This window comes from Chryseobacterium balustinum (assembly GCF_900168205.1).
GTDB classification, from domain to species: domain Bacteria; phylum Bacteroidota; class Bacteroidia; order Flavobacteriales; family Weeksellaceae; genus Chryseobacterium; species Chryseobacterium balustinum.
In genome coordinates this window covers 83,877-104,622 of the sequence record NZ_FUZE01000015.1, presented here as the reverse complement: position 1 = coordinate 104,622, position 20,746 = coordinate 83,877, and the positions used below count along the sequence as shown (strand labels likewise).

The 20,746-nt window shown below is 30.6% G+C and carries 21 protein-coding genes; 9 read left to right on the top strand and 12 right to left on the bottom strand.

Translation table 11 applies throughout. The features are described from left to right. The first annotated feature begins 77 nt into the window (after positions 1-77). The 7 genes from B5X64_RS23445 to B5X64_RS15635 all read left to right on the top strand — a co-directional run bounded on the left by B5X64_RS23445 (position 78) and on the right by B5X64_RS15635 (position 5,004). Positions 78-413, top strand: a complete 336-nt coding sequence (locus tag B5X64_RS23445) for a recombinase family protein (RefSeq protein ID WP_079466129.1) — start codon at positions 78-80, stop codon at positions 411-413. A 4-nt stretch (positions 414-417) separates the two neighbouring features. Then, the gene (locus B5X64_RS15660; RefSeq protein ID WP_079466128.1) at positions 418-1,320 is read left to right on the top strand and encodes a hypothetical protein; all 903 of its coding nucleotides are present in this window, start codon (positions 418-420) and stop codon (positions 1,318-1,320) included. Between the two features lie 63 nt (positions 1,321-1,383). Continuing rightward, complete coding sequence (locus tag B5X64_RS15655) at positions 1,384-1,839, top strand: hypothetical protein (RefSeq protein ID WP_079466127.1); 456 nt, start codon at positions 1,384-1,386, stop codon at positions 1,837-1,839. A gap of 142 nt (positions 1,840-1,981) precedes the next feature. Further along, on the top strand, positions 1,982-3,010 hold the full coding sequence (locus B5X64_RS15650) for a PIN domain-containing protein (RefSeq protein ID WP_079466126.1): 1,029 nt from the start codon (positions 1,982-1,984) through the stop codon (positions 3,008-3,010). A 202-nt stretch (positions 3,011-3,212) separates the two neighbouring features. Beyond that, positions 3,213-3,554 (top strand): hypothetical protein, encoded by a 342-nt coding sequence (locus B5X64_RS15645; RefSeq protein WP_079466125.1) that lies wholly within the window; start codon positions 3,213-3,215, stop codon positions 3,552-3,554. 360 nt (positions 3,555-3,914) lie between these two features. Continuing rightward, positions 3,915-4,460 (top strand): peptidoglycan-binding protein LysM, encoded by a 546-nt coding sequence (locus B5X64_RS15640; RefSeq protein WP_079466124.1) that lies wholly within the window; start codon positions 3,915-3,917, stop codon positions 4,458-4,460. A gap of 253 nt (positions 4,461-4,713) precedes the next feature. Next, positions 4,714-5,004 carry a hypothetical protein gene (locus tag B5X64_RS15635; protein ID WP_123921074.1) on the top strand — a complete coding sequence of 97 codons (291 nt, stop codon included), beginning with the start codon at positions 4,714-4,716 and terminating at the stop codon, positions 5,002-5,004. 362 nt (positions 5,005-5,366) lie between these two features. Here B5X64_RS15635 and B5X64_RS15625 read toward each other — a convergent pair whose 3' ends face one another. The 10 genes from B5X64_RS15625 to B5X64_RS15580 form a co-directional block, all read right to left on the bottom strand. After that, positions 5,367-7,073, bottom strand: coding sequence for a LeoA/HP0731 family dynamin-like GTPase (locus B5X64_RS15625; protein WP_079466121.1), 1,707 nt, complete (start codon positions 7,071-7,073; stop codon positions 5,367-5,369). Between the two features lie 4 nt (positions 7,074-7,077). Next, a complete protein-coding gene (locus tag B5X64_RS15620; protein WP_079466120.1) occupies positions 7,078-9,201 on the bottom strand; it encodes a GTPase in 2,124 nt (707 codons plus the stop codon). 28 nt (positions 9,202-9,229) lie between these two features. Continuing rightward, positions 9,230-10,144, bottom strand: a complete 915-nt coding sequence (locus B5X64_RS15615) for a helix-turn-helix transcriptional regulator (protein WP_079466119.1) — start codon at positions 10,142-10,144, stop codon at positions 9,230-9,232. 30 nt (positions 10,145-10,174) lie between these two features. Then, complete coding sequence (locus B5X64_RS15610; protein ID WP_079466118.1) at positions 10,175-10,408, bottom strand: hypothetical protein; 234 nt, start codon at positions 10,406-10,408, stop codon at positions 10,175-10,177. Between the two features lie 3 nt (positions 10,409-10,411). Beyond that, positions 10,412-12,085, bottom strand: a complete 1,674-nt coding sequence (locus B5X64_RS15605) for an ATP-binding protein (protein ID WP_079466117.1) — start codon at positions 12,083-12,085, stop codon at positions 10,412-10,414. A gap of 53 nt (positions 12,086-12,138) precedes the next feature. Continuing rightward, entirely contained in the window at positions 12,139-14,376 is a 2,238-nt protein-coding gene (locus tag B5X64_RS15600) for a DUF262 domain-containing protein (protein WP_079466116.1), read from the bottom strand. Beyond that, positions 14,366-16,237 (bottom strand): DUF262 domain-containing protein, encoded by a 1,872-nt coding sequence (locus B5X64_RS15595; protein WP_164463480.1) that lies wholly within the window; start codon positions 16,235-16,237, stop codon positions 14,366-14,368. Before B5X64_RS15595 ends, B5X64_RS15600 begins: the two co-directional genes overlap by 11 nt. Positions 16,238-16,242: 5 nt before the next feature. Continuing rightward, entirely contained in the window at positions 16,243-16,722 is a 480-nt protein-coding gene (locus tag B5X64_RS15590; protein ID WP_079466114.1) for a 3'-5' exonuclease, read from the bottom strand. Next, a complete protein-coding gene (locus B5X64_RS15585) occupies positions 16,723-16,953 on the bottom strand; it encodes a hypothetical protein (RefSeq protein WP_079466113.1) in 231 nt (76 codons plus the stop codon). Positions 16,954-17,054: 101 nt separating this feature from the next. Further along, on the bottom strand, positions 17,055-18,143 hold the full coding sequence (locus B5X64_RS15580; protein ID WP_079466112.1) for a hypothetical protein: 1,089 nt from the start codon (positions 18,141-18,143) through the stop codon (positions 17,055-17,057). Between the two features lie 105 nt (positions 18,144-18,248). Between B5X64_RS15580 and B5X64_RS15575 the strand changes: the two genes are divergently transcribed. Both B5X64_RS15575 and B5X64_RS15570 read left to right on the top strand, forming a co-directional pair. Beyond that, positions 18,249-18,452, top strand: coding sequence for a helix-turn-helix transcriptional regulator (locus B5X64_RS15575; RefSeq protein WP_079466111.1), 204 nt, complete (start codon positions 18,249-18,251; stop codon positions 18,450-18,452). A gap of 39 nt (positions 18,453-18,491) precedes the next feature. After that, on the top strand, positions 18,492-18,989 hold the full coding sequence (locus B5X64_RS15570; protein ID WP_079466110.1) for a thermonuclease family protein: 498 nt from the start codon (positions 18,492-18,494) through the stop codon (positions 18,987-18,989). Between the two features lie 46 nt (positions 18,990-19,035). Here B5X64_RS15570 and B5X64_RS15565 read toward each other — a convergent pair whose 3' ends face one another. Continuing rightward, complete coding sequence (locus B5X64_RS15565; RefSeq protein WP_079466109.1) at positions 19,036-20,487, bottom strand: Ig-like domain-containing protein; 1,452 nt, start codon at positions 20,485-20,487, stop codon at positions 19,036-19,038. Next, positions 20,484-20,744, bottom strand: a complete 261-nt coding sequence (locus B5X64_RS15560; RefSeq protein ID WP_123921078.1) for a hypothetical protein — start codon at positions 20,742-20,744, stop codon at positions 20,484-20,486. The genes B5X64_RS15565 and B5X64_RS15560 overlap by 4 nt, the downstream gene beginning before the upstream one ends. Between the last annotated feature and the right edge of the window lie 2 nt (positions 20,745-20,746).

The following is a 20,746-nucleotide window of genomic DNA, read 5'->3' as shown; positions in this document are numbered from 1 at the left end:
GTTGAGAAATATGTCTATAAATTAAAAAAAGAATATAAAGCTAAAACGATGTTTCAACTTGCTCATTTAATGCTTAAATAATCTCAAAAAACGATCAATTTCAAGTCTATTTCAAATCTATTTCAGAAAATATAGATACAAGTTCGGCAAGTGGGAAACTGATTTTCCAAATATTTTGCGTTTTAGCTGAACACGAAAGAAATGTTTTGATCGAAAGAACGAATGCCGGATTAAAGTCCGCAAGAGCTCGAGGAAAAAATGGAGGTAGACCAAAAGGAATGTCTGAAAAATATAAAAAAATTGCACCTTTAGTAAAAACTTCCTATGAAAGTAAAAACATTCCTATCGAACAAATTATGAAAGCTTTTAATATTGGTAGTAAAACAACATTTTATAAAATAATTAAATCTTAGTACAATGAAATCTTCCCACATATTATGGATTATTGGATTTGGAAGTCTAATTGCACTGATTGCAATAGTAATGCCTGTAATATTCTATGTTATAAATTTTCATGAGAACGATCCCTCAACAGACCCTGCAGATTGGGGAGTTTTTGGCGATTATTTGGGAGGTATTTTAAACCCTATTATTTCATTCTTGACATTAATAATAACAGTCATCATTGCTGTAAATATTAGAGGCTTAGAAAAAAGAAATCATGATGAATCTGTACATAATCCTATCAAACCATTTTTCATAATAAATAGTTTAGATTTTTTTTCTGCTGATGTAAGTAGGTTTTCTTTTAAAATAGGTCAGAACTTTTATACTTACAGTCCACCGATAAACCACGCTACTCCTTATGAGTATATTACTAAAGTTTTTTTTCTTCAAGTCGAAAATAAGGGATTAGGGCTTGCAACTGAACTTCAGGTGACATTTAAAGTTGATCTTACTCAATTAAAACAGTTATTAGAATTTGACAATTCAGAATTAAAAATTACAGCTAGTGATATTCTTGTACGACCCGATGGCAGGAAATTCATAAATGTAAATTTGCGTCATGCAACATTGAAAAGTACTTTTTTAATTTTTGAATCTGAAACGATAGGGATGGGTGTTGTTGATAAAGGTGAAAAAACTGAACTTCGTGTACCATCATTGCTTATGAAAGCTTTTGAAATTCACAATTATCTTCAAGAATTTAAATCAGGAGCAGATTTTCCATTACTTTCTTTAATATTTCAATATAAAAACATAAATGGAAAATTGCTAAATTCTTATTTTGAAGTTGCTTTGTTACATCTTCAGGATCAAACAAATTATTCTATATACAGAGTAGTTAATCGCCAACTACAAGATAACAATGAAGGTTGATACTTTTAGAATTTATAGGATTTTATAGTCAAGTAATAAATTAATCCTAAAAAACGAAAACGTATGAAAATTATAGGACAATATGAAATTGATGAAATAGAGAAAGTTTTTAATGGAATAAATGATTTAAAGAATTATAAAGTTGATAGTGAACTCTATGGACACTTTCTCTTTAATATCTATGAGAAAGATTTTTGGCATTACGTTCAAAATATTGATCCTAAACTTTCTAATGAATATGCTGCTTTAAATTCTGAAAATGACAGCTATGAAATAATGAATATTAGTTCAAAAGCAAAGCAAAAGCATTCTAAAAAATTTCATGAACTTAGAGATAAATTCTATTTAGTGAATGGGAAAATCTATTCATATATTTATCTTGGAGAAATGAATGTGGGACATGTGATAGAAATTACGGAATATGAAAGTAAAGATGTTCATCACTTACTAAATGCTTTAATGAGTGATAGGAATGAACTAAAGAATAGAAATTTTTTTCAAAGGATTCTAAACAAATAAACAACCAAAGGTAATGTCATCATTGGAAAGTTTGCCCAATTAGCTATGGGCTTTGGTCAGATCTAAATGCTTTATCCCCTTGGGAATGGAGACAAAATAAAAAAACTAAATATTAATTATCAGAGCAAATACATAACAAGAAATGAAAGACAAATTATTGATTGATACTTGTGTTTGGTTAGATTTAGCTAAATCAGTTAAAAATGAAAAACTGATAAGCCTACTTGAAGAGTTTTTACAAAACGGAGAAATAGAATTAATTGTTCCAGAAATAGTTATAGATGAATTCTCTAGGAATAAAGAAAGAATTATAATTGATGCTGGTAAAAGTATGTCTAGCCATTTTAAAACTGTAAAAAATCTTGTAGAAGAGCACTCTGATAAAGATTTCAAAGAAACAATCTTAACGCAACTGAATAATATTGACAAGAAAATTCCTATTCTGGGTGAAAGTGTTTCTTCTTCGATATCACGAATTGAAAAACTATTAAATGAATCAGAAATACTTGAAGTAACTAATGATATAAAATTAAGTGCAACACAAAGAGCTATTGAAAAATTGGCTCCCTTTCACAATTCAAAAAACAGTATTGGAGATTCAATTATTATAGAAACCTTGAACGACTATAAAATCAAAAATAGTGTTCAAGAATTTGCAATAATTTTTATTACTCATAATACTAATGATTTTAGTGTTAAAACAGGTAATAAAAAAGACTCTCACGAAGATTTTGCTACAATTTTTGATTCCAAAAAATGTCAATATTATATCAATTTACCTGAAGCATTAAATTCAATAAATCCTATTTTGGTTGAAGAGTTTGATTTTACAAATAACTGGGAATTTGAATTTAGAGAATGGTCTGAAATATTGGAAGCCGAGGAAGAACTTCGTTTAAAAATTTGGTATAATAGACATAAATTTAGTGAACATCAAATCGAAACGGGAAAAATAAAAATTATCAAGCGTGAAGAGTTTGATATAAAAAATTCTCAAACTACAATTGTTGATGATATTTGGGAAGAAGCACTTAAATCTGCTAAAAAAGTGGAAGATAAATTTAGTGAAGATGAATTATATTTTGATAATTTTGAATGGGGTATGATAAATGGAAAATTATCTGCATTAAGATGGGTAACAGGAGATGATTGGGATAATTTGGATGGATAAAAGTACTGCAGATCACAAGAGTTTTGCAATAATGGGGAGAAACTGTACAGTTCAACGGCAGATATTCAATTAAACTTTTTACAAAATTGATTAATTACTGAATGTTTGGGGTGTTTACTATTACAATGATAAAACATAAATTATATAACTAATATAATCTAACAAAACGATGCGATCAATAATGAATCGGAATATATGTTTTATGTTTACAATAATATTTGTTGTAAACACATTTGGACAAAATTCTAGAAGTTTTCCATTAAAAAAATTATTTTGGACCAATTTAGAAAAGCCAAACTATCTCGACAGTTTACAAAATTTAGGTTATTTGAAATACAAAGAAAGAGGCGTTGTTCAAAACATGACTTTTTTTGTAAAACATAAATCAGTAGATCAATATGAATCTAGGCTAGACTTCTATCAGTATGATATCAAATGGAATAGTAGAGCAAAAAAAAAATTTAAGTATATTAATAATAAAAGGGAATATTATTATTTAAATTTCGCTGCAGCAATTTATGAAGGTCAAGTTATTTTAAAATAATGACACCTACTGCCTACAAAAAATAATCACAAAAAACAATTAATACTTGCTTGCAATTCTAGCAATTAGTTTGCTGAATGTTTGGGGTATCTTCAAAACTTACGCAACTTCAAAAAAACTCCCAAAATGATGCTTACTTCAATGATAGAAAATCAATAATAAACCAACTTTTATACAATAAATAAGCCCTCAGCACTTAAGAAAGTGTTGAGGGCTTTTTTATTAACTAATACGTGTAGTTATTTTACTACATGAACTTCCATTTTCCACTACAAAGAAACTTTTATTGCCGCTGTAGATTTGTAGTGTTCAAAAGAGGACAATTAAACAAGAATAAAAATAAAATCAAATACTACTGTCATGAGAAATCAAATCGCAATCGCAGCCTTAACTATCGGAGCCATCATATCAGGAACCAACACTGTTCAGGCTCAGAATACTACTGCAACCACAACGGTAAACATTACCCTTAACGATGTAATCTCCATCGATGCCGGAAGTTCTGCAATCAGTGGTGCTGTTGCCTTTAACTATGCTACTGCAGCGGATTATAATTCGGAAAAGACAGTGGCCCAGGCGAACGCTTTGAAAGTTACTTCAACAAAGAGTTTTAATGTGAAGGTAAAAGCAGGTGGTGCGAGCTTCATGAACGGAACCAACGAAATCCCGGTAAATGTTTTGACCATCAAAACTTCGGCAGCTGCCGGAACGATGGGGGGAACAAAAAGCGCTGTTGTTTTATCTGCAGCGGATCAGACTTTAGTGGCGAATGCTCCGCTTGGAAGCGCCTTAACACTGAATCTGGACTACACGATTCCAGCGGCAAAATCATCATCTTCTGATATCTTAGGTAAACCGGCCGGAACTTATACTCAAACAGTAACTTATACTGCAACAGCTTTATAAATGAATTTTTATCATATTAATATTTTGTGATTTGGTGTTTCGAAGGCTTCCTAAAGGAGGCTTTTGATTTTATATCTTTTTAAAGTTATCAAATCTCAAAAAAGGATCGACAATTTATGAATGAGCAAATAAAATATTTATATTCAAAATTTACAATAGTAAAAACGCAAATAAATAAATAAATATAATTCTGAAGCAAAAGAAAGAAAAGCGGACGGAAATTCCTATCCAAAAAATTGGGAAAGAAAAGCGGATGGAAAATATTATCCAAAGGAATTTGAAAGAAAGGCTGATGGAAATTATTATCCAAAAGATTGGGAAAGAAAAGCAGATGGAAAATATTATCCAAAGGAATTTGAAAGAAAGGCTGATGGAAATTACTATCCGAAGGACTGGGAGAGAAAAGCGGATGGAAATTATTATCCAAAACATTATACAAGAAAATCTGACGGATCTTATAAACCATAAAATCTGCACACAACGAGGGTATTGTGATATTAAAGTAATTGGTAAGCTGGATACGTATTCAAATGATCAATTTTGAAGAATTTTCTCTGGAGATCTCTGGGATATTAACCGTACCAGAAATTGTCAATAGTTCAGGAGTTCCTAGAAACAACTTAGCCACAGAGAATAAAATTAAAAAAGAATCTCAAAAAACGATGGATTTGACCGAAATTAGACTGTGTGAAACTAATAACCAATTCATCAAAAATAATATTTTATATTAGTAGCATAAATGGCTTTGCGAATATCATATAGTTTGGATTGACGCAATGCGTAAATTTGGAAGTTATCGGCAACCTTATTGCGACACTCCAAAACAACAAAAAATATACATTTATTAAAAACTCATAAATCGACAAATGGCAGAAATACCTTTAAAAAACAAAATTATTGCGTGGCTTATAGTACATTTTCAAATTCAGCATCTTGAATTTCTGCAGAAAATTTAAACCAGTTTTCGAGCTTTTGTTTTAAAGATCTCATTTCTTTATTCTCTGCTTTTAAATTTTCATGGATTATTGAATACTCTTTCAATTGAGGAAAATATTCTTTTGTAAACTCATCTTCATTTTTAAACATTTTTTCGTAATGTTCAATTATATCTTCGATGAAATCTAATAATTTTGTTTTTGCATCTTCAAACTTTTTCTTTTCACGATAAGATTTCCACATCCCATAGATTTCTATTAAAACTGTAATACCACCTGCGGCTGCTCCCAATCCTTTAGCGAATTTAACTGCTCCCCAAGGCTTAAACTTGATAGCAATATCACCTCCTAACGAGTTTACTGTTTTTACTAAAGTATTTCTTGATGCCAAAACCATATTTCTCATATTAGATAATGGTACTGCTTTGACACTTGATAATCCACTAGTAATTAATGATTTTACATAATTATCTGATATTTTTTCTGAGAAATTAATCTCATCTTCAATTTTTGATCCTATTTTTTTTAGCTCTGAAATATTTCCTAACAGATATCGATACAAAATTTCTTCTAGATTTAAATCTAACATTCTTCCGTTTTCCCCGATTTCTCGGTCAAAAATATTCCCGAGGGTTTCAGAATCTGCTCCGCGAACCTTTATTTTTAAATCTACTAAGTATCTGATTATTTCGTTCTTTAAGTTAAAAAAATTTGATTTTATTTCTTTTGAAACATCATCCAAATCGTTTTCGATATTTTTAAGATTTTTATCTGATAATTCGATATTCTTACTCTGCAATTCAATAATTTGTATTACTTCATTTTTCTTTCTTAACACAAGATCAGATACTACACTCTTAATTTGATTTGTATAAACAGAAGAAGATGAATTGGCTATAATATCGTTTGTAACAGTTCTCAATTTGTTGATTCTCGAAATATTTTCAAATTCCTCTAAATTATCAAACCAATATTCCAGACCTTCGGTGTATGGATTAGCCGAAATAGCAATAATTTTTAGATTTTCTGTTTCTTGCTCTGTCAAATTAATAAAGCGGTCTAATGTACTGACAAAACTATCTTTCTTAATTTGAAACAAATTGAAATATTCATTTTCATCTTCTAAATCAGCAATATCATCAAACTTATTAATAACAAATACCGTGTTTTCCAATTTACCTAAATCTCGAAATAACCATTTACAAGTTTCCTGATGACTATCTTTCATTAGGTTAATTGGATTGATTACATATAAAATCAAGTGGGCTTCAGAAACAAATTTTTCTGTAATTTCCTTATATTTAACAAAACCATTTTCAGCTTCAATCTCTTTGTTTCCAAAAAGGCCGGGTGTATCAATAACAACACATTTATCTTCCAATCCTATTGGTTGATATATAGAAATTGCATCAGAACTTTCTTCATGATGGATTTTCATATCACTTTCTACTTTCCCCAGCCAAGAGGCAGCCATAGTGGTCTTCCCTTCTGAAAAAGCACCAACCAATGCAATTTTTAATTTACTATCACCTAAATTTTCTTTTAAATTTATTAGTTTATTTCTTTCTTCTTCAAAAGAAATTCCAAATTTTTCTCCTGAATGTAACCAGTCTATGGTCTTATTTATTTTTGAAAGAATTACCTCTCTGACTTTTTCGTAATTGTTGATTACATTCATAATTTTAATCTTTAATTTTTGTAGTTTCTAATTCTGTGATCGTTTTCGATATTTTATCTCTCCTTATTTGATACATTTCAAATAAATTGTTTATTAAATTTAAACTGCTATCAATAAAATCTTTTTTAATCAGTTTCGAAACACCATCAAATTCTGTTTTTAATTGTTTATCAATGTCTTTTGATTGCTCCTCTAGCTGTTCATTAATATTCATTAAGATTTTAGATTTCTTTTTTTCTGTTGATTGGAAAAATTTAAAGACGGCACTTAACGCACCAATTATTCCTCCAACAACAGCCCCAATAATGGCTCCAGAAACAGTACCGACACCAGGAAATGATACTGTTCCAATCAAGGCTCCTAACTCAGCACCAGTCCACGCAAGTCCTCCAATAGAAAATAAAGATTCTGTCAGTTTTAAAAAGTCATTCTTCAAAAAACTAAATTCCACATTAATATTAAGATCATAAAATGAAGCATTATTCATATTATTCAAAGTGTCTAGCCTATCTAGAAAAATACTTAAACTTTTATGTATTTGCTTATTAACTTTCTCAACAGACTCTTTAAAGCCAGATTCAATATTCTCTTGCAATAAATTGCATTGCTCGGTTAAAATTCTTTTTATACCAATATTATAAATATTTTCATTGATATCATTTTGTTGAATAAAAGAATCGATTGCTTTAAAAGAATCTCTTTTAAAATCATTTAATATTCTTTTTCTAATATTTTCCAACTCTCTTAAATAATCATTGTAAGTAGAGTGAACTTCTCTTTTAGAATTGTCAGCCTGTTCTTTTATGTTGTCTAAATAATCAGGGCGTAAAAAAGTGTCTAAATTAAACTGTAAATTATTTATTATGTTTCCAAGAAGAGTATTTACTTTTTGAATGTTAATTTTTCGTATTTTTTCTTCTTTTTGGTTTACCGTTTCAAAAATCATTTTCTCGAAACTTTTAAAATTGGATTTTGCATAAATAGTGTTTTCATCTTGAAATACTTTCATTAGTTTGAGCTTATCACTAGATAGTTTTTGCTTTTCACCTTCTTTCTCTAGATATTTTGATAAACTCAGAAATCCCCAATGTCCGTTAATTGGAACTACTTTAATGAAATTATCATTTAATTCTTCTTTTAGTTGCTGCCAAATGCTTTCGACAGCTTCTAATTTATTTTTATAAATTTCTTCAAAACTTAAATTGAAATATTCTTCTTTAAAAGAATTCAATCTCATATTAACAACAGCAAAGACATCAGCTTGATCTTTAATGTATTTTTTTACTTTTGATAATGTCCCAGATTCTAATTTTTTAGTAGAAGTTGTAATGTAAAATACACAATGAGATTTACTAACAGCATTCTTTATTTCTTCTTCATATTTGGATTCGTCACCCTCTATTCCAGGTACATCAATGATTTTAACTAGTTCGTCTTTAATTTTTATAAAAAATGTTTTGCTTATTTGAGTGTAGTCTAGCTTACCTGTTCCTATAATTTCACCATCATATATAATTTGATGTTTGATTGTTTTTAAGCGGTTTCTATCTTTAGTCACCCAAGGTAAGTCATTAAAATTTCGACCGAAATTATATTCAATATCTCGCTTTAAATTTAAAATTTTGTCTTTATTGGGCTGGTAATCTTTTTGTAAAAAATTTCTTACCTTAAACCAAAGACTTTTTTTAGCTTCATCTGCTTTTTGTAAAGTAATATTTAATTCACAAGTTTTATTTTTATCAATTGAAATTTTGTCAATATTAAAAAGCTCTTCTTCATCTTGTAATCTTTGTAATAAGTTCTTTTCCTCAAATAATAATTCTTGATTTTTTGTATATGCGTTTTTCTTTTCCTCTTCTTCATATTGAATTCTCAAGGCCTCAATGATTGTACTCTTACCAGCATTTGTCTCGCCTATAAAAGAAATGGTATAATGCTCCCATTCTGAAAGGTTTTCTAAATTATTAATTTCAGATTCTAAATTTTTTAATATCTCTTTTATTTGATTAGAAGAATTATGTAGATTTTCTGCAATGTCTTTGTTTACATTTTCTGGTAAACTTATTTCGGAATTTATTTCAAGTATTTTACTTAGAATAGTTTTATAGATATTTTTAGATTCTTCCATTTATGTAATATAACTGTTTGTTTTTGATCTAAATATTATAATTTTTAAATATCTCCCCAATCTCACCTAAAATTTTCTCCCGAAAATCCTTCGGTGCAACCACCATTACCCTATTCCCAAATGACAAAATTTCTTTTTTGAAATCATAAGTTGGAGATAATAAATATCTAAAGAAAGTCCTTCCGTTTTCTTCTTTTAAGATATTTTGGGAATGATGCAGCGGCAAAGATTTGATATAGTTTCCCTGTTCCCAGTCGAACGAAAGGATTATTTCCTGTGGTTCTCCATCAGCGGAGATGATTCCGAAACTGTTTTTGAAAGCTTCTTTTACGTTGTATTGTTGTTTTTTAAACTTGGTGCTTTTAATTTCTAAACCCATAATCCTGTCTAACGCGAATGTTTTGACAAAGAGTTTATCAGCTTTATATTCATTGGCCAAAAGATACCAGCGATGCTGAAATTCTTTTAAAGCATAAGGTTCTACAGCACGTTGAGAAGTTTCGTCTGTCCAGAATTTAGTGTACGTAAAACTTAAAACATTTTGATGGAGAATGGCATGGATGATTCCGTGAAGTAAATTTAAACCTCTGGATTTTCTCGGTTCGAAAAACATGATTTCAGAATTGGCTTTTGCTTCCCTGTACGCTTCTACCAAAAGAAGATTATCAAAAACAGATTCTTCGGCATTGGTAAGCTCTTCATTTTCAATGAAATAAATTTTCTTACTAAAGTCAAAAATAATTTTGATTCCCAAAACATTCTCCATCACTTCTCTGTCACGTTTAAAAGTACGTTTGGAGAAACTTAAATCTGCATGATCCTTTTCCTGAAACTTCTTTTCAAGATACTGGTCAATTTCCAAATAGGTAGCCCCACGTTGTTTTCTGGCTCGTAAAAAGTCCTGAATATATTGAAGCCGAAGCATTTGTTCCTGTTTTGCCATGGTTTGTTTTTTTAATTAAAATGGTAAAATTCATGATGTCTTCATCCAATATGCTCCAGCATCCAACGAGCGAAATGTACCGGTTGAAGTAAGCGCAAAAATAGTTTCTCCTCTCCTTGTTAGCGCATAAAACTCTCCTACTTCTTTCGATCCGGAATATCTGCCAGTCCAAGAAATTCCTGCATCGTCTGAAATTTCTATAATAGAAGGATTTGTTCTGGGAATTCTTATCAGTTTAATTCCCATACTTGTTATCGTTGCCATCTTCTAGTTTTTAGAATTATTAAATCCTATTGCACAGCTTTGTGGAATTATCATTTCTTCATTACAGAAAGACTCAATATTTTCGAGGTTCATTGGTGCATTATTAATGATCTGCTGTATCTCAATTTTACGGATAATATTATCAATTTGCCCGCCTGAAAAATCAAATTTTTCTGCAAGATTATTATATTGCCAACTTCTCAGTGTAGCAATTTTGGATTTCCAAATCTTTGCTCTCACTTCAGTACTTGGTTTCTGAAAGACTATTTTAAAAAGAAATCTTCTATCAAAAGCAGAATCCAGGTTTTCTGCCAGATTGGTCGTCGCCATTAAAATACCTTGAAAATTTTCAAGTTCTTCAAGGATGATATTCTGCAATGTATTTTCTGTCTGGGCAACGTTGGAAGAATTCAGTTCTTTTCTTTTTGAAATGATAGCATCCGCTTCGTTAAACAGTAGAATTGGCGTTTGATCACAATCTTTTGAAAATGCCTGATAATCTGTGAAAATTCGTTTGATAATCTTTTCACTTTCACCAAACCATTTCGATTTAGTCTGACTTATATCGACCTTCATAATCTGTCGATTGGTTGCTTTTGCTAACTGATTGACAACTTCTGTTTTTCCTGTTCCAGGTTGTCCATGCAGCAAAACCGTGATTCCTTCGGGTAAGCCTTTTTCTTTAAGTCTTTTCTGAGTTTCAATAAACTTCTCTTCCTGCAACAGGTTGTTAAGCGTTTCCAGCTGTTTCATTTCTTCTAGGTCAAAAATGAGTTCTCTCTGAATAATATCTGACGGCTCAATGACATTGTTTCTTTTCTTTTTTTTGATGAATAATTTAATATCGCAATCATTTAAAAACTGAAGTGAAACATCGGTCAGTTTCATTTCAGTATCATTAAAAAAATCTGCAGGAACAATTTCAATAAAATTATGTTTAATGAGCGTATGTTCATCGTTCATCATTTTTTGCATTTCTTGAATTCGTTTCTGTTTTTGGTCGTAAATTCCATCTAATACAGTGCCGATATCACTCGTCGAAGACCCTGAAATTGTCTTCCACACCAAATAAAGAAAGAGATAGTTTTCTTCTGTTTTAAATCCTAATTGCTTCACCTTTTTTATAAGTGGAAGATGGATGTTTTTTTCCAAATGAAATTCTGTTTCTCTGAACAAAGTCATTGTTGAAATTAGATCTTCATCTCTTTTTGTTCCCAAAATATGGAGTTGTTCAAGCAGATCAATAATATTTTTCACTTCTTTTTTCTTGATTTTCGGGATGGGAAGCTGCAGTAAAATGGCTTCTGAAATTTTCTCCTCAACCGTATATCTTTCTCCTGCTCCTGCAATTTTCAGTGCCCGTTTTGATTTTTCTTTTAAAAAGAAACCGTTGCTGCAAAGAAATTCCAGATCTTGATGAAATTCAAGCATTCGCAATGGGTTACAATTAAAGTATTCACTTAGATTATTCAGGTCTGCTAATTCACCTTTATAATTTAAAGTAAATACTACCGCAATAAAAAATGATTGCTCTTCTGTCGTCCTAAAATATTGGGAAAGTATAACAAGCTCGTCCTTTACTGTTGAAAGGAAGGACTGTTCCAACTGACAGTTTTTTGCCTGCTCATATACTTCCCCAATGGTCTGAAGAATTTGTTTTTGTGTTTTTATCTCCATCTTTTTTTTGACAAAGGTAGATAGGGAGTTGGACAAACGGTGGCGAGGTACACTTAATTGTAGATTAGCTCTTCAATCATTTTTCTATTATCAAAATATTGTAAAACTACTTTCTCCATTTCATCGATGCTCACATATTGTTTTTTTTCCTGATTAAATGCTATACACAAGTTTTTAACTCTAAAAAACTTCCAATATTCTACCGATTTTTGTGGTTGATATATAATTTCTAAATCTTCATTATCTTTTTTGATTTCAAGAAATAGTGAGTAGGAATAATATTCTTTGTGATAGCCACTAGTTGTCGTTGAACTTAAAAGTAAAATATTATTTTCTGAGAACCATCTAATTAATTTTTGATTTCCACATTGTAAAATAATGTCTGGATCCTTAATAAAATAATATCGCCAATCGTTATTGTCAGAGAATTTATTTATCAAGTTTATTAAATCTTGTTCTATAGTATTTGGATTAATATTGTCAATCAAATTCTTTAAAAATTCTCGCTTATCAGTATTATCTCTAAGCAATCTTTTCCAGCTAATGTCACGATCATAATTAATTAAAAAGCTATAATTCTGACCTTTGCTAAGTAAATAATCACCAAACGTTAGCAATGCTCTTTCAAAAAGAAAATTGTTAAATTCGATTAAGCCACTGTAACTAAAAATTATTTTGCACTTTTCTGTGTATGCTTCAAACTTCTCAAGATCATGTATGCCATTTAAATCTTTACACCAATGTAATAAAAAACCTATTTGTCCATTAAAATAGGGATGACTTTCGATTTTTAAAATTGCACCTTTCCAATCAGTATTTTTTAAGATTAATTGCGCTTTAAGTTTTTCCTCTACTACTTGTTCTTTAGTAAAACCAGAAAGAGAGTCATTTTCGGATGTCTCAAGATATTCAAGAATTGAATTTCTGTGTTCAAGCAAGTTATCAATTGATCTAAGGGCATTTGCAAATTCATTTGCGTTGTTGAATAAATATGGTCTAGTTCCTTCAACAAGATTACGAACTACACGCATCCAATTATTTAGATTTTCAAGTACAACAATTTTTTCAATAGCCAGATATTTGTAATATCCAAATGCAATTACTAAATCAGGATAAGATAATTCATTTAATATTAAATTTTGATTTTCCTTGGTTTCTGAAAGTTTAATAATGCCTTTAAATATATTATTTTCGTCTATGTAATTGATAGTATCAAGATAAGTAACCAATCCATTTTTACAAGCAATTTGGTTTAAAACAGCTTTAACTGTTGCAAAATATTCGACATTAATACAATCAAGTTCCAAAAACATGTTAAATGAAATATTGTCATTACCTCTTAACAAATCAACATTTGCTCTAAAATTTTCATCTTTTCTATTGGCTTTAAGCGTATAATTTAAAAGAGCAAATGTTTTGAAGAAATTTAAAAATTGTTCATCAAATATCTGTTCTTTATTCGTACGGTAATTCCAAAATAAATCAGTCCAAATAGTATCTAGTTTAAAAGCAAAAGTTTCAAACTGTGCGATGTTCTTTTCCCAATTATCCTTTTCTAAAATTTCTTCCCCATTTTCAAAAATAATGTTTCCTTGATCATCATTTTTATAGATTATCTTATTAATATATTGCTCGAACTTTGCTTTAAAATTTTCAAAATCGGTCAGAGGTTTTCCTCTCGCGTTCATCTTAATATATAGATCGTCTGAAAGTCCAAAATCCTGAAGTTCTATAAAGTGAAAAGTAATATTGTTAAGTTTATTCCATAGATTTCCATCTTCATTTTTGAATTTTTCATGAATTGCATCTAGCATTGTTAGCATCGATTGAATTGTTGGATCTTTTTTCCAAGAACGAAAAAACCAAGAACTATCAACAATTACCTCTGATATGGACTTGGACTCATCATAAACAATACCTTTGTCTACCAATTCTTTACAAAATTCTCTAGAGCTGGTTCTGGTTTCGTAGGTAAATTTAAAAAATGTTTTTTCTATGTTGGATGATGATGGATTTTTTGTAAAAGCATACCAATACAAAAGAAATAATGTTGTTAATCTTTGCTGCCCGTCTAAAGGTTTTAAAATACCATCTCGCAGATCTCCGTAAACAAAATCTAATTCTAATTTTTCATTTTTTGTGGTTGCCAAATATAATGAACTTAGAAAGCTTTTTCTCAATTCTTCTTTTCCATCTCTTCCTTGCGCATAATCTCTTTGTATAATTGGAATCTCAACAGTATAGTGATTCAAGAGGTCATTGAAAGTTAACTGTTTTGAATTATTGCTCATTTCCTACTTTTTCTAATTTGGTTGAATATTGTTTTATCACTTCTTTAATTTTTTCGGAGTAAGCCATTTTATCATTTTCATTCCAAAGTTCTAAATCACTTACGTTTGAAGAATAGTATTTCATAAATGTATTTTTTGTACAGATAGGAATAAAAGTTCCTTGTATTTCTCGTTCAATTAATTTTCTTCTTTTTTCTTTGAAACCATCATTTTTATAAGAGCGATTTGTTCCTCTGTCGAGTAAACATAGATTTGAGATTGAATTATCTTCTTCACCCAAAATGTAATCAATTATTTTTTGAAATGAATAATCATCAACAGATTCTGAAAATTTTGCTAAACTTTCATTTTGTTCCTCGTCGTGACCTTTTCTAAAATTATTTTGTAGCCAACTAACCTGATCTTCTTTTTTTACTTTAACTTCAGTAGCTATAGCATGGATATGTTCAACATCCCAAAATTCTTTTTTAAATCGATCGAAAGGAAAACGAGAAGATTCATCTGTATTGTTGAGCATTGTTTGAATGTTGTGGAGTAAAAGTATTTCCCGAATGAAATATCCGTTGTATTCTAATTTTTCAAAGTCAATCTTCTCAAGTTTTTCAGAAATTTTATTGTTAAGGAGGTTAAGAAATTTAGACTTACTTTCACTTTCTTTTATATTTAAAAGTGTTCTTAGCGAAACACCAATAGTAACTAAATATCCAACCTTATGATATAATTCTCTATCATTATACCATTCCTCCAAGATTTGGAAGTAATTCTTGACTTGTTTCCAGTTTTCTTCAATTGTGTTTTGTTCCGCTGTCTTAAATTTTTCTGCAAAAAAGCGAAAGGTTGAATAATCATCATTTCCAAATTTTTCAGAAATTGTCAAATACCCATTCGTCTTTCTTTCTCTTATCTGATCTTCAGATCTAATATTCAATCTTTTTCTTTCTAGAGCTTCATTGTCTTTCTCATGCGCTATTGTAAAAATTAAATCAAATATAAACTCAATTCTTGTTGCCAATTTGTTTTCTGCTTTGTTGACAAAAAGCCAAAAAGAATCATTTTGTAATGCATACTCAATTCTGTCCCATTCTGAAGCAATTTCGAGCTGTTTTAACCTTAATTTGACGGCATCAACTTGTCCCTCTACAGTTTTGAAATTTGAGCTGTTTAAAAAAAGAGCTTTTATAAGTTCTGCATTTGTTAAAGGAATTTTACCACTGTTGATTCTTGTAAAAATATCTATTGAATCGCCGGAAGCTTCGAACCATATGACTTTTACTTTTTTTAGTAGAGTATCTAAAAAGATATTTTTGATATCACTCTTTTCCTTGAACCAATTCTTAACCGTTGAATAGGAATTAAATATGTGATAATAGTCAATATTTTCCTCAGATTCTTCAAAAGTTTTGCCCCTTATTCCTTCAAGAAATTTACGACTATCATCCCTAGTTTCGTAATTTATAGAATAATGGTTTTCATTATCGTCCTTCAAGTAATTTAAAATTAGGAATAATGTTGTAAGCCTCTGTTGTCCATCAATTACTTCCCAATACTTATAGTGGTCATACTCATCAAGAATTTTTTTTGTTTCAGAGTAAGCCTGTTCATCAGTTTCAAAATGAAGAACTTTTTTTAAGTCTTCTAGTAAATTTTTATCATCGGTTTTAAGATTCTTTTTTACCACAACAGGCTGTAAGCAGTACCAGCCATCAAGAGCTTTATCTTTTTCATTGATAAATTCCAGAATATCTTCTAATAAATCAGTTGTTTGACGTTCCGTCCATCTGTAACCTCGCTGGTAGGAGGGGATGAAGAAATTATACTCTGAAAGCTCTTTTATGCTTTTGATTGATATATGATTACTCACAAGTTTTATTTTAGGTTATTCAAATATATTAAAAACAACTCCGCACAAGCTTTTGCATCGCTCAGAGCATCGTGATGATTTAGTGAAATATTATACTGACCGCACAGTGAAGCCAGATTTTGTTTAAAGATTCTATAGGTACAATGTTTATCGTACGCTGGAGCATTCATCCCGTAATACTCCAGTGTCTTCTGCAGTACAGGGAAATCGAAAGACAAACCATTGTGAGCCACAACGGTTTGTCCTTTAATAAACGGTTCAATCTGATGCCAGATTTGATTGAAAGTCGCAGAATTTCTTGTCATCAACGGTGTGATTCCATGAATCTCACTAAACCTAGGCCAATAGTAATTATCCGGAGGCTGAACGAGAAGGTTAACTTCATTGGTGACTACTCCATCTTCTACTCGCACGAGCCCAACCTGACAAATCGTGTGGCGGTATCCTTGCGCGGTTTCGAAATCTATTGCTGTGAAATTCATCATCTATAATGCAGGCTGATGTTTCTTTGTAGGACTTTTGGAACAAGAAAGAGATGTTAAACTCGATAAACTTGAGTATTTGCTTCCACAGCATTTACAAGTATATTGAGCTTTTTCAGAACCCTCGTAAAGTGCGTGTTTCTTTCCTTCAGGATTTTTTGAGCAAGATAGAGAGGTTAAAGAAGAAACGCTTGAATATTTGGCTCCGCACCATTTGCAAAAAAATTTTGACATAATTTGAGATTTTAAGTTAATTTCTATTTTGTGCTACAAATGTAAAATACAACCCTGCCGATTTACGGCAGGGGTTTGTAAATTAAAAATTATGCATTTTTTTATCTTATCTCCTTCCAAACAAGATTCTCACTATCATTCTTAGCGATTCTTAAAGGCGTAAAACTTTTAAAATCTTTAGTTTTATATTCGATGCTCATTGAAGGAGCAGTGTTATAATCCTCATTAGTGTAAATACTTGTAGAAATGATATACTCTCCAAGTTCATTCTTTTCTATACCATACCCAGATCTCGGCTCAAATCTCCAGCCTGATTCTACGTATTTCGATAATTTCTTGTCAAATTTTGTGTCTGTAGGGTATGGACTAATGGGATCAATATTATTCCCCTTAATTATAAAACTATTAAAACTTCTACCACCTGCGGTACCCGTTTCGGTTGCATAAGTAAGTATTTCTCCAGGTACACTTTCAAAAGCTGACCCCTCTCTTGCTTCATTCGAAGGATAAGGAAAATATAAATTGTAACCAAAACTTGGACTTAGATTTTTCTGTAATAAAAATCCAAAATCATCATTATCTTGATGGCCAAAGTATTGATCTAGTTTTTCAATCATCTTTCTGAAGCCGATACTTGTAGACGGATCATTTTCAAACTGTTCTTTTTCTAAAGCTATCATTTCTTCGTATTCTTTTTTCAATTCCTCGGGTGATTTTTCAACTTTAGGTAAAAGAGATTTCATCTGTAACTTTTGAGATTCATAAAGCTCTTTCATTTTTTTATCCTTGAAATTTGTAATACCTAAACTATCTAGAAACTTATCCATTTCTTCAGGATCTTTTGCCATGTATTTTTTGTGAGATTCTAAATGTTTCTCCAAAGTTATACTCGGTGCATAAATTACATTGTCATTATTAATCACTGTTTCACCATCATAAAAGGCAAAAATTGAATCTGTAAACTTTCTTAATACAAGGTCAGAATAACTCTTATAATTAAAAGTATCTTTCATTTCTTCAAACACTTTTGCTTTGAAATACTGCTTGTAGAATTCATGTTTTTCGTTCTGAGGAACCGTTTTCTGGATTTCCGTTAAAGATTTTGTGGAATAGTTGCCCACGAATTTTGAATTTTGGGCAAGAAAAAAAATGCTGAAAAGTACAGCTGTAACTAATAATGTTTTTTTCATGGAATTAATTTCATCAAATATAATAACTATGTAATTATAAATACTGCGGGTTACCGTAAAATTCATTAATATTTAATTCATACTTTTATTCAATAAAATAAAATTGTGGAAAATCGTGATTTAGAAATTTTGAAATGTTTGGATAAAGGCTTGCAAATAAATGAAATAGCACTTTATCTGCAAAAAGAAAAAGCAATAAACGTCAGTATAAGTACGATCGAAAAAAGATTAACAGCCATACGAAAACAATACGGCGCAAAAACACAATTTCAGCTTGGAGCGATTTTAAAAAGTAAAAAGGTAATTTAAATACTTTAGAAGTAAAGCGTCAGTATGTAAGAGGATTTTATGAAGAAGATTGTATTAATTATATTATTTTTTTCTTGCATTTCACTAATTGCACAAACTAAAGCTAGAGTGGTTGGAATAAAAGATGGTGATACCATTGTTGTTTTATTAGCTGGAAATATTATAAAAACCATAAGACTGGCTGAAGTTGACTGTCCCGAGAAAGGGCAGCCATTTGGTAAAAATGCTAAGCAGTTTACAGCAGATTTAGTTTTTAATAAAGAAATATTTTTTGTAGAAACTGATATCGACAGATATGGAAGGACTATTGCAAAAGTTTATATTAAGGGAAAGTATCTTTCTAGAGAAATTATTAAAGCAGGTTTAGGATGGTGGTATTTTCAGTATTCTAATGATAATAGTCTTGGTGAAGCTCAAAAATCCGCATGCGATCAAAAGAGAGGATTATGGCAAGATAGTAAAGCTATTGCACCTTGGGTGTTTAGAGCAAATATCAAGCGGCCGCATAATAAATCTTATCACAAAACAAAGGCTTAGAAAAAATTCCAAGCCTTCGTTACCAAACTAATCACAAATAGTTATTTTAAGTAAGCCCAATTGCTACCGTGAAGGTTGGACTGATTGTTTTTTCTACCGTACTACCATCTGATGCCGTAGCTTTTACAATGCAGTTTACGTTTGTTAAGAAAGGATTTGTAACCATACTGCTGCTGTAAAATCCCATATTGATTAAGCTAATTCCGAAGTTTTCGTCGGTTACTTCATATGAATTTGTTCCATTCGTTACGTTTTCTGAAAAATTATAATAGAAGTTTTGTCCAATATGAGTAAAGCTTAAAGCATACTCAACTTTTGTGACCGTTAAATTTCCTCCTGTTTGTACATGAAAAGATCTTTTGAAATCTTTGATATACGTTTTTACATCACTCAAAAATTGAATTTTATATCTTGCATCGAGAACCATATTCACAGCTCCAATGAATTTTATATTGGGTGCGACAGTAATGTTGAAGGATTTCACTGCACTTTCATTTCCGTATTCATCTTGTGCCTGAATATTATAAGTGTAGCTACCTTCTTCTAAAGCATTAAAATTATAGTTGAAAAGTCCGTTTGCGCCTAAAGAATAAGGGATGTATGCATTTTGAGTGTTTTGTAATCCCGATGAATTGTTGTTGGAGGACGAACTTACCCATGTCTTATATTTTACCGTTGTATTATTTGTTACCGGTGTTTTTTTAATGACACCAATCAAATTTAGGTTTGCATTTTGTAATACGCTGGTTGCATTTAAATTCATAGATTCAATTACAATTTCTCTAGCGGTGACTGTCTGCTGAATTTCATAGGGTTTTGAAACTGTAGCATTTTTGATGGTATAAGACAATTTTCCTTGCCCCGGTGTACTTGTTTTTAAAGCAATTGAGAAATTATTGATATTATTAATAGGATAAAACTGGTCAAGTTGTGCTGCAACTCCGTTATAAAAAATATCTCCATCATAAGAATCGAATCTAACCTGATAACCTGGTGAACTTCCGTTAGTAGGCACTATTTTGTGAGTATAAACTGTTTCATCTCCTTGGTAGATATTTGCTGTTCCACCTGTGTATGATAGCGCAAATTCAGAAATGGAATATTTCAGTTCAAAATTTTCTTCCTGAGTATAACCTTTGGTATTTTCAATTGTAAATTTGAGTTGATGATTTCCCGACACATTACCCACGTATTCAAAAATATTATCTTTTGAGCTAAAAGTGTATTTCTGATTGGCAGTCAATGTTTCCCCATTAAGTTTCAGTATTCCTTCCAAGTTTGTGGTGAATTTGAATGATGTTTCTAAAGCATTAAAATCATATTTTGGATTGACATTAAACTTCAGTTGATTGACTTCCCCAACTGATTTTTCAATAAAATTTTCATCACGATCAATGGTGAATCCAAACTGAGAAGAGTTTGCTTCTTCCATTTCACGATCATTTTGACAATTAATTAAGAAGAACAGCGTACAGAAAATTAGAACTATTTTTTTCATATTTCAATATTTTTGATTTTTTTAATAAACAATGAGGTTGCGCCTAGAGAAAGGATAAAAAGTAATCCTAATCCTAGAAAAGTATTGGTGACGCTTCTATTTTGCAAGAAATCCAAAACTTCTTTTTTTTCGGTAAGGATGGTTGATGTAAACAAAACGTAAGCGAGGAACCCCAGAACTGCCCACAGAATTGAAGAAAGTAATCCGAGACATGAGACCCAAATGAAACTGACATATTTTTTTTCATTTTCTCTCATCA

Coding starts and splice junctions, on each gene's coding strand:
- B5X64_RS15660 (WP_079466128.1), top strand. CDS start 418: ATGAAATCTTCCCACATATTATGGATTATTGGATTTGGAAGTCTAATT.
- B5X64_RS15655 (WP_079466127.1), top strand. CDS start 1,384: ATGAAAATTATAGGACAATATGAAATTGATGAAATAGAGAAAGTTTTT.
- B5X64_RS15650 (WP_079466126.1), top strand. CDS start 1,982: ATGAAAGACAAATTATTGATTGATACTTGTGTTTGGTTAGATTTAGCT.
- B5X64_RS15645 (WP_079466125.1), top strand. CDS start 3,213: ATGTTTACAATAATATTTGTTGTAAACACATTTGGACAAAATTCTAGA.
- B5X64_RS15640 (WP_079466124.1), top strand. CDS start 3,915: ATGAGAAATCAAATCGCAATCGCAGCCTTAACTATCGGAGCCATCATA.
- B5X64_RS15635 (WP_123921074.1), top strand. CDS start 4,714: ATGGAAAATATTATCCAAAGGAATTTGAAAGAAAGGCTGATGGAAATT.
- B5X64_RS15625 (WP_079466121.1), bottom strand. CDS start 7,073: ATGAATGTAATCAACAATTACGAAAAAGTCAGAGAGGTAATTCTTTCA.
- B5X64_RS15620 (WP_079466120.1), bottom strand. CDS start 9,201: ATGGAAGAATCTAAAAATATCTATAAAACTATTCTAAGTAAAATACTT.
- B5X64_RS15615 (WP_079466119.1), bottom strand. CDS start 10,144: ATGGCAAAACAGGAACAAATGCTTCGGCTTCAATATATTCAGGACTTT.
- B5X64_RS15610 (WP_079466118.1), bottom strand. CDS start 10,408: ATGGCAACGATAACAAGTATGGGAATTAAACTGATAAGAATTCCCAGA.
- B5X64_RS15605 (WP_079466117.1), bottom strand. CDS start 12,085: ATGGAGATAAAAACACAAAAACAAATTCTTCAGACCATTGGGGAAGTA.
- B5X64_RS15600 (WP_079466116.1), bottom strand. CDS start 14,376: ATGAGCAATAATTCAAAACAGTTAACTTTCAATGACCTCTTGAATCAC.
- B5X64_RS15590 (WP_079466114.1), bottom strand. CDS start 16,722: ATGATGAATTTCACAGCAATAGATTTCGAAACCGCGCAAGGATACCGC.
- B5X64_RS15585 (WP_079466113.1), bottom strand. CDS start 16,953: ATGTCAAAATTTTTTTGCAAATGGTGCGGAGCCAAATATTCAAGCGTT.
- B5X64_RS15580 (WP_079466112.1), bottom strand. CDS start 18,143: ATGAAAAAAACATTATTAGTTACAGCTGTACTTTTCAGCATTTTTTTT.
- B5X64_RS15570 (WP_079466110.1), top strand. CDS start 18,492: ATGAAGAAGATTGTATTAATTATATTATTTTTTTCTTGCATTTCACTA.
- B5X64_RS15565 (WP_079466109.1), bottom strand. CDS start 20,487: ATGAAAAAAATAGTTCTAATTTTCTGTACGCTGTTCTTCTTAATTAAT.
- B5X64_RS15560 (WP_123921078.1), bottom strand. CDS start 20,744: ATGAGAGAAAATGAAAAAAAATATGTCAGTTTCATTTGGGTCTCATGT.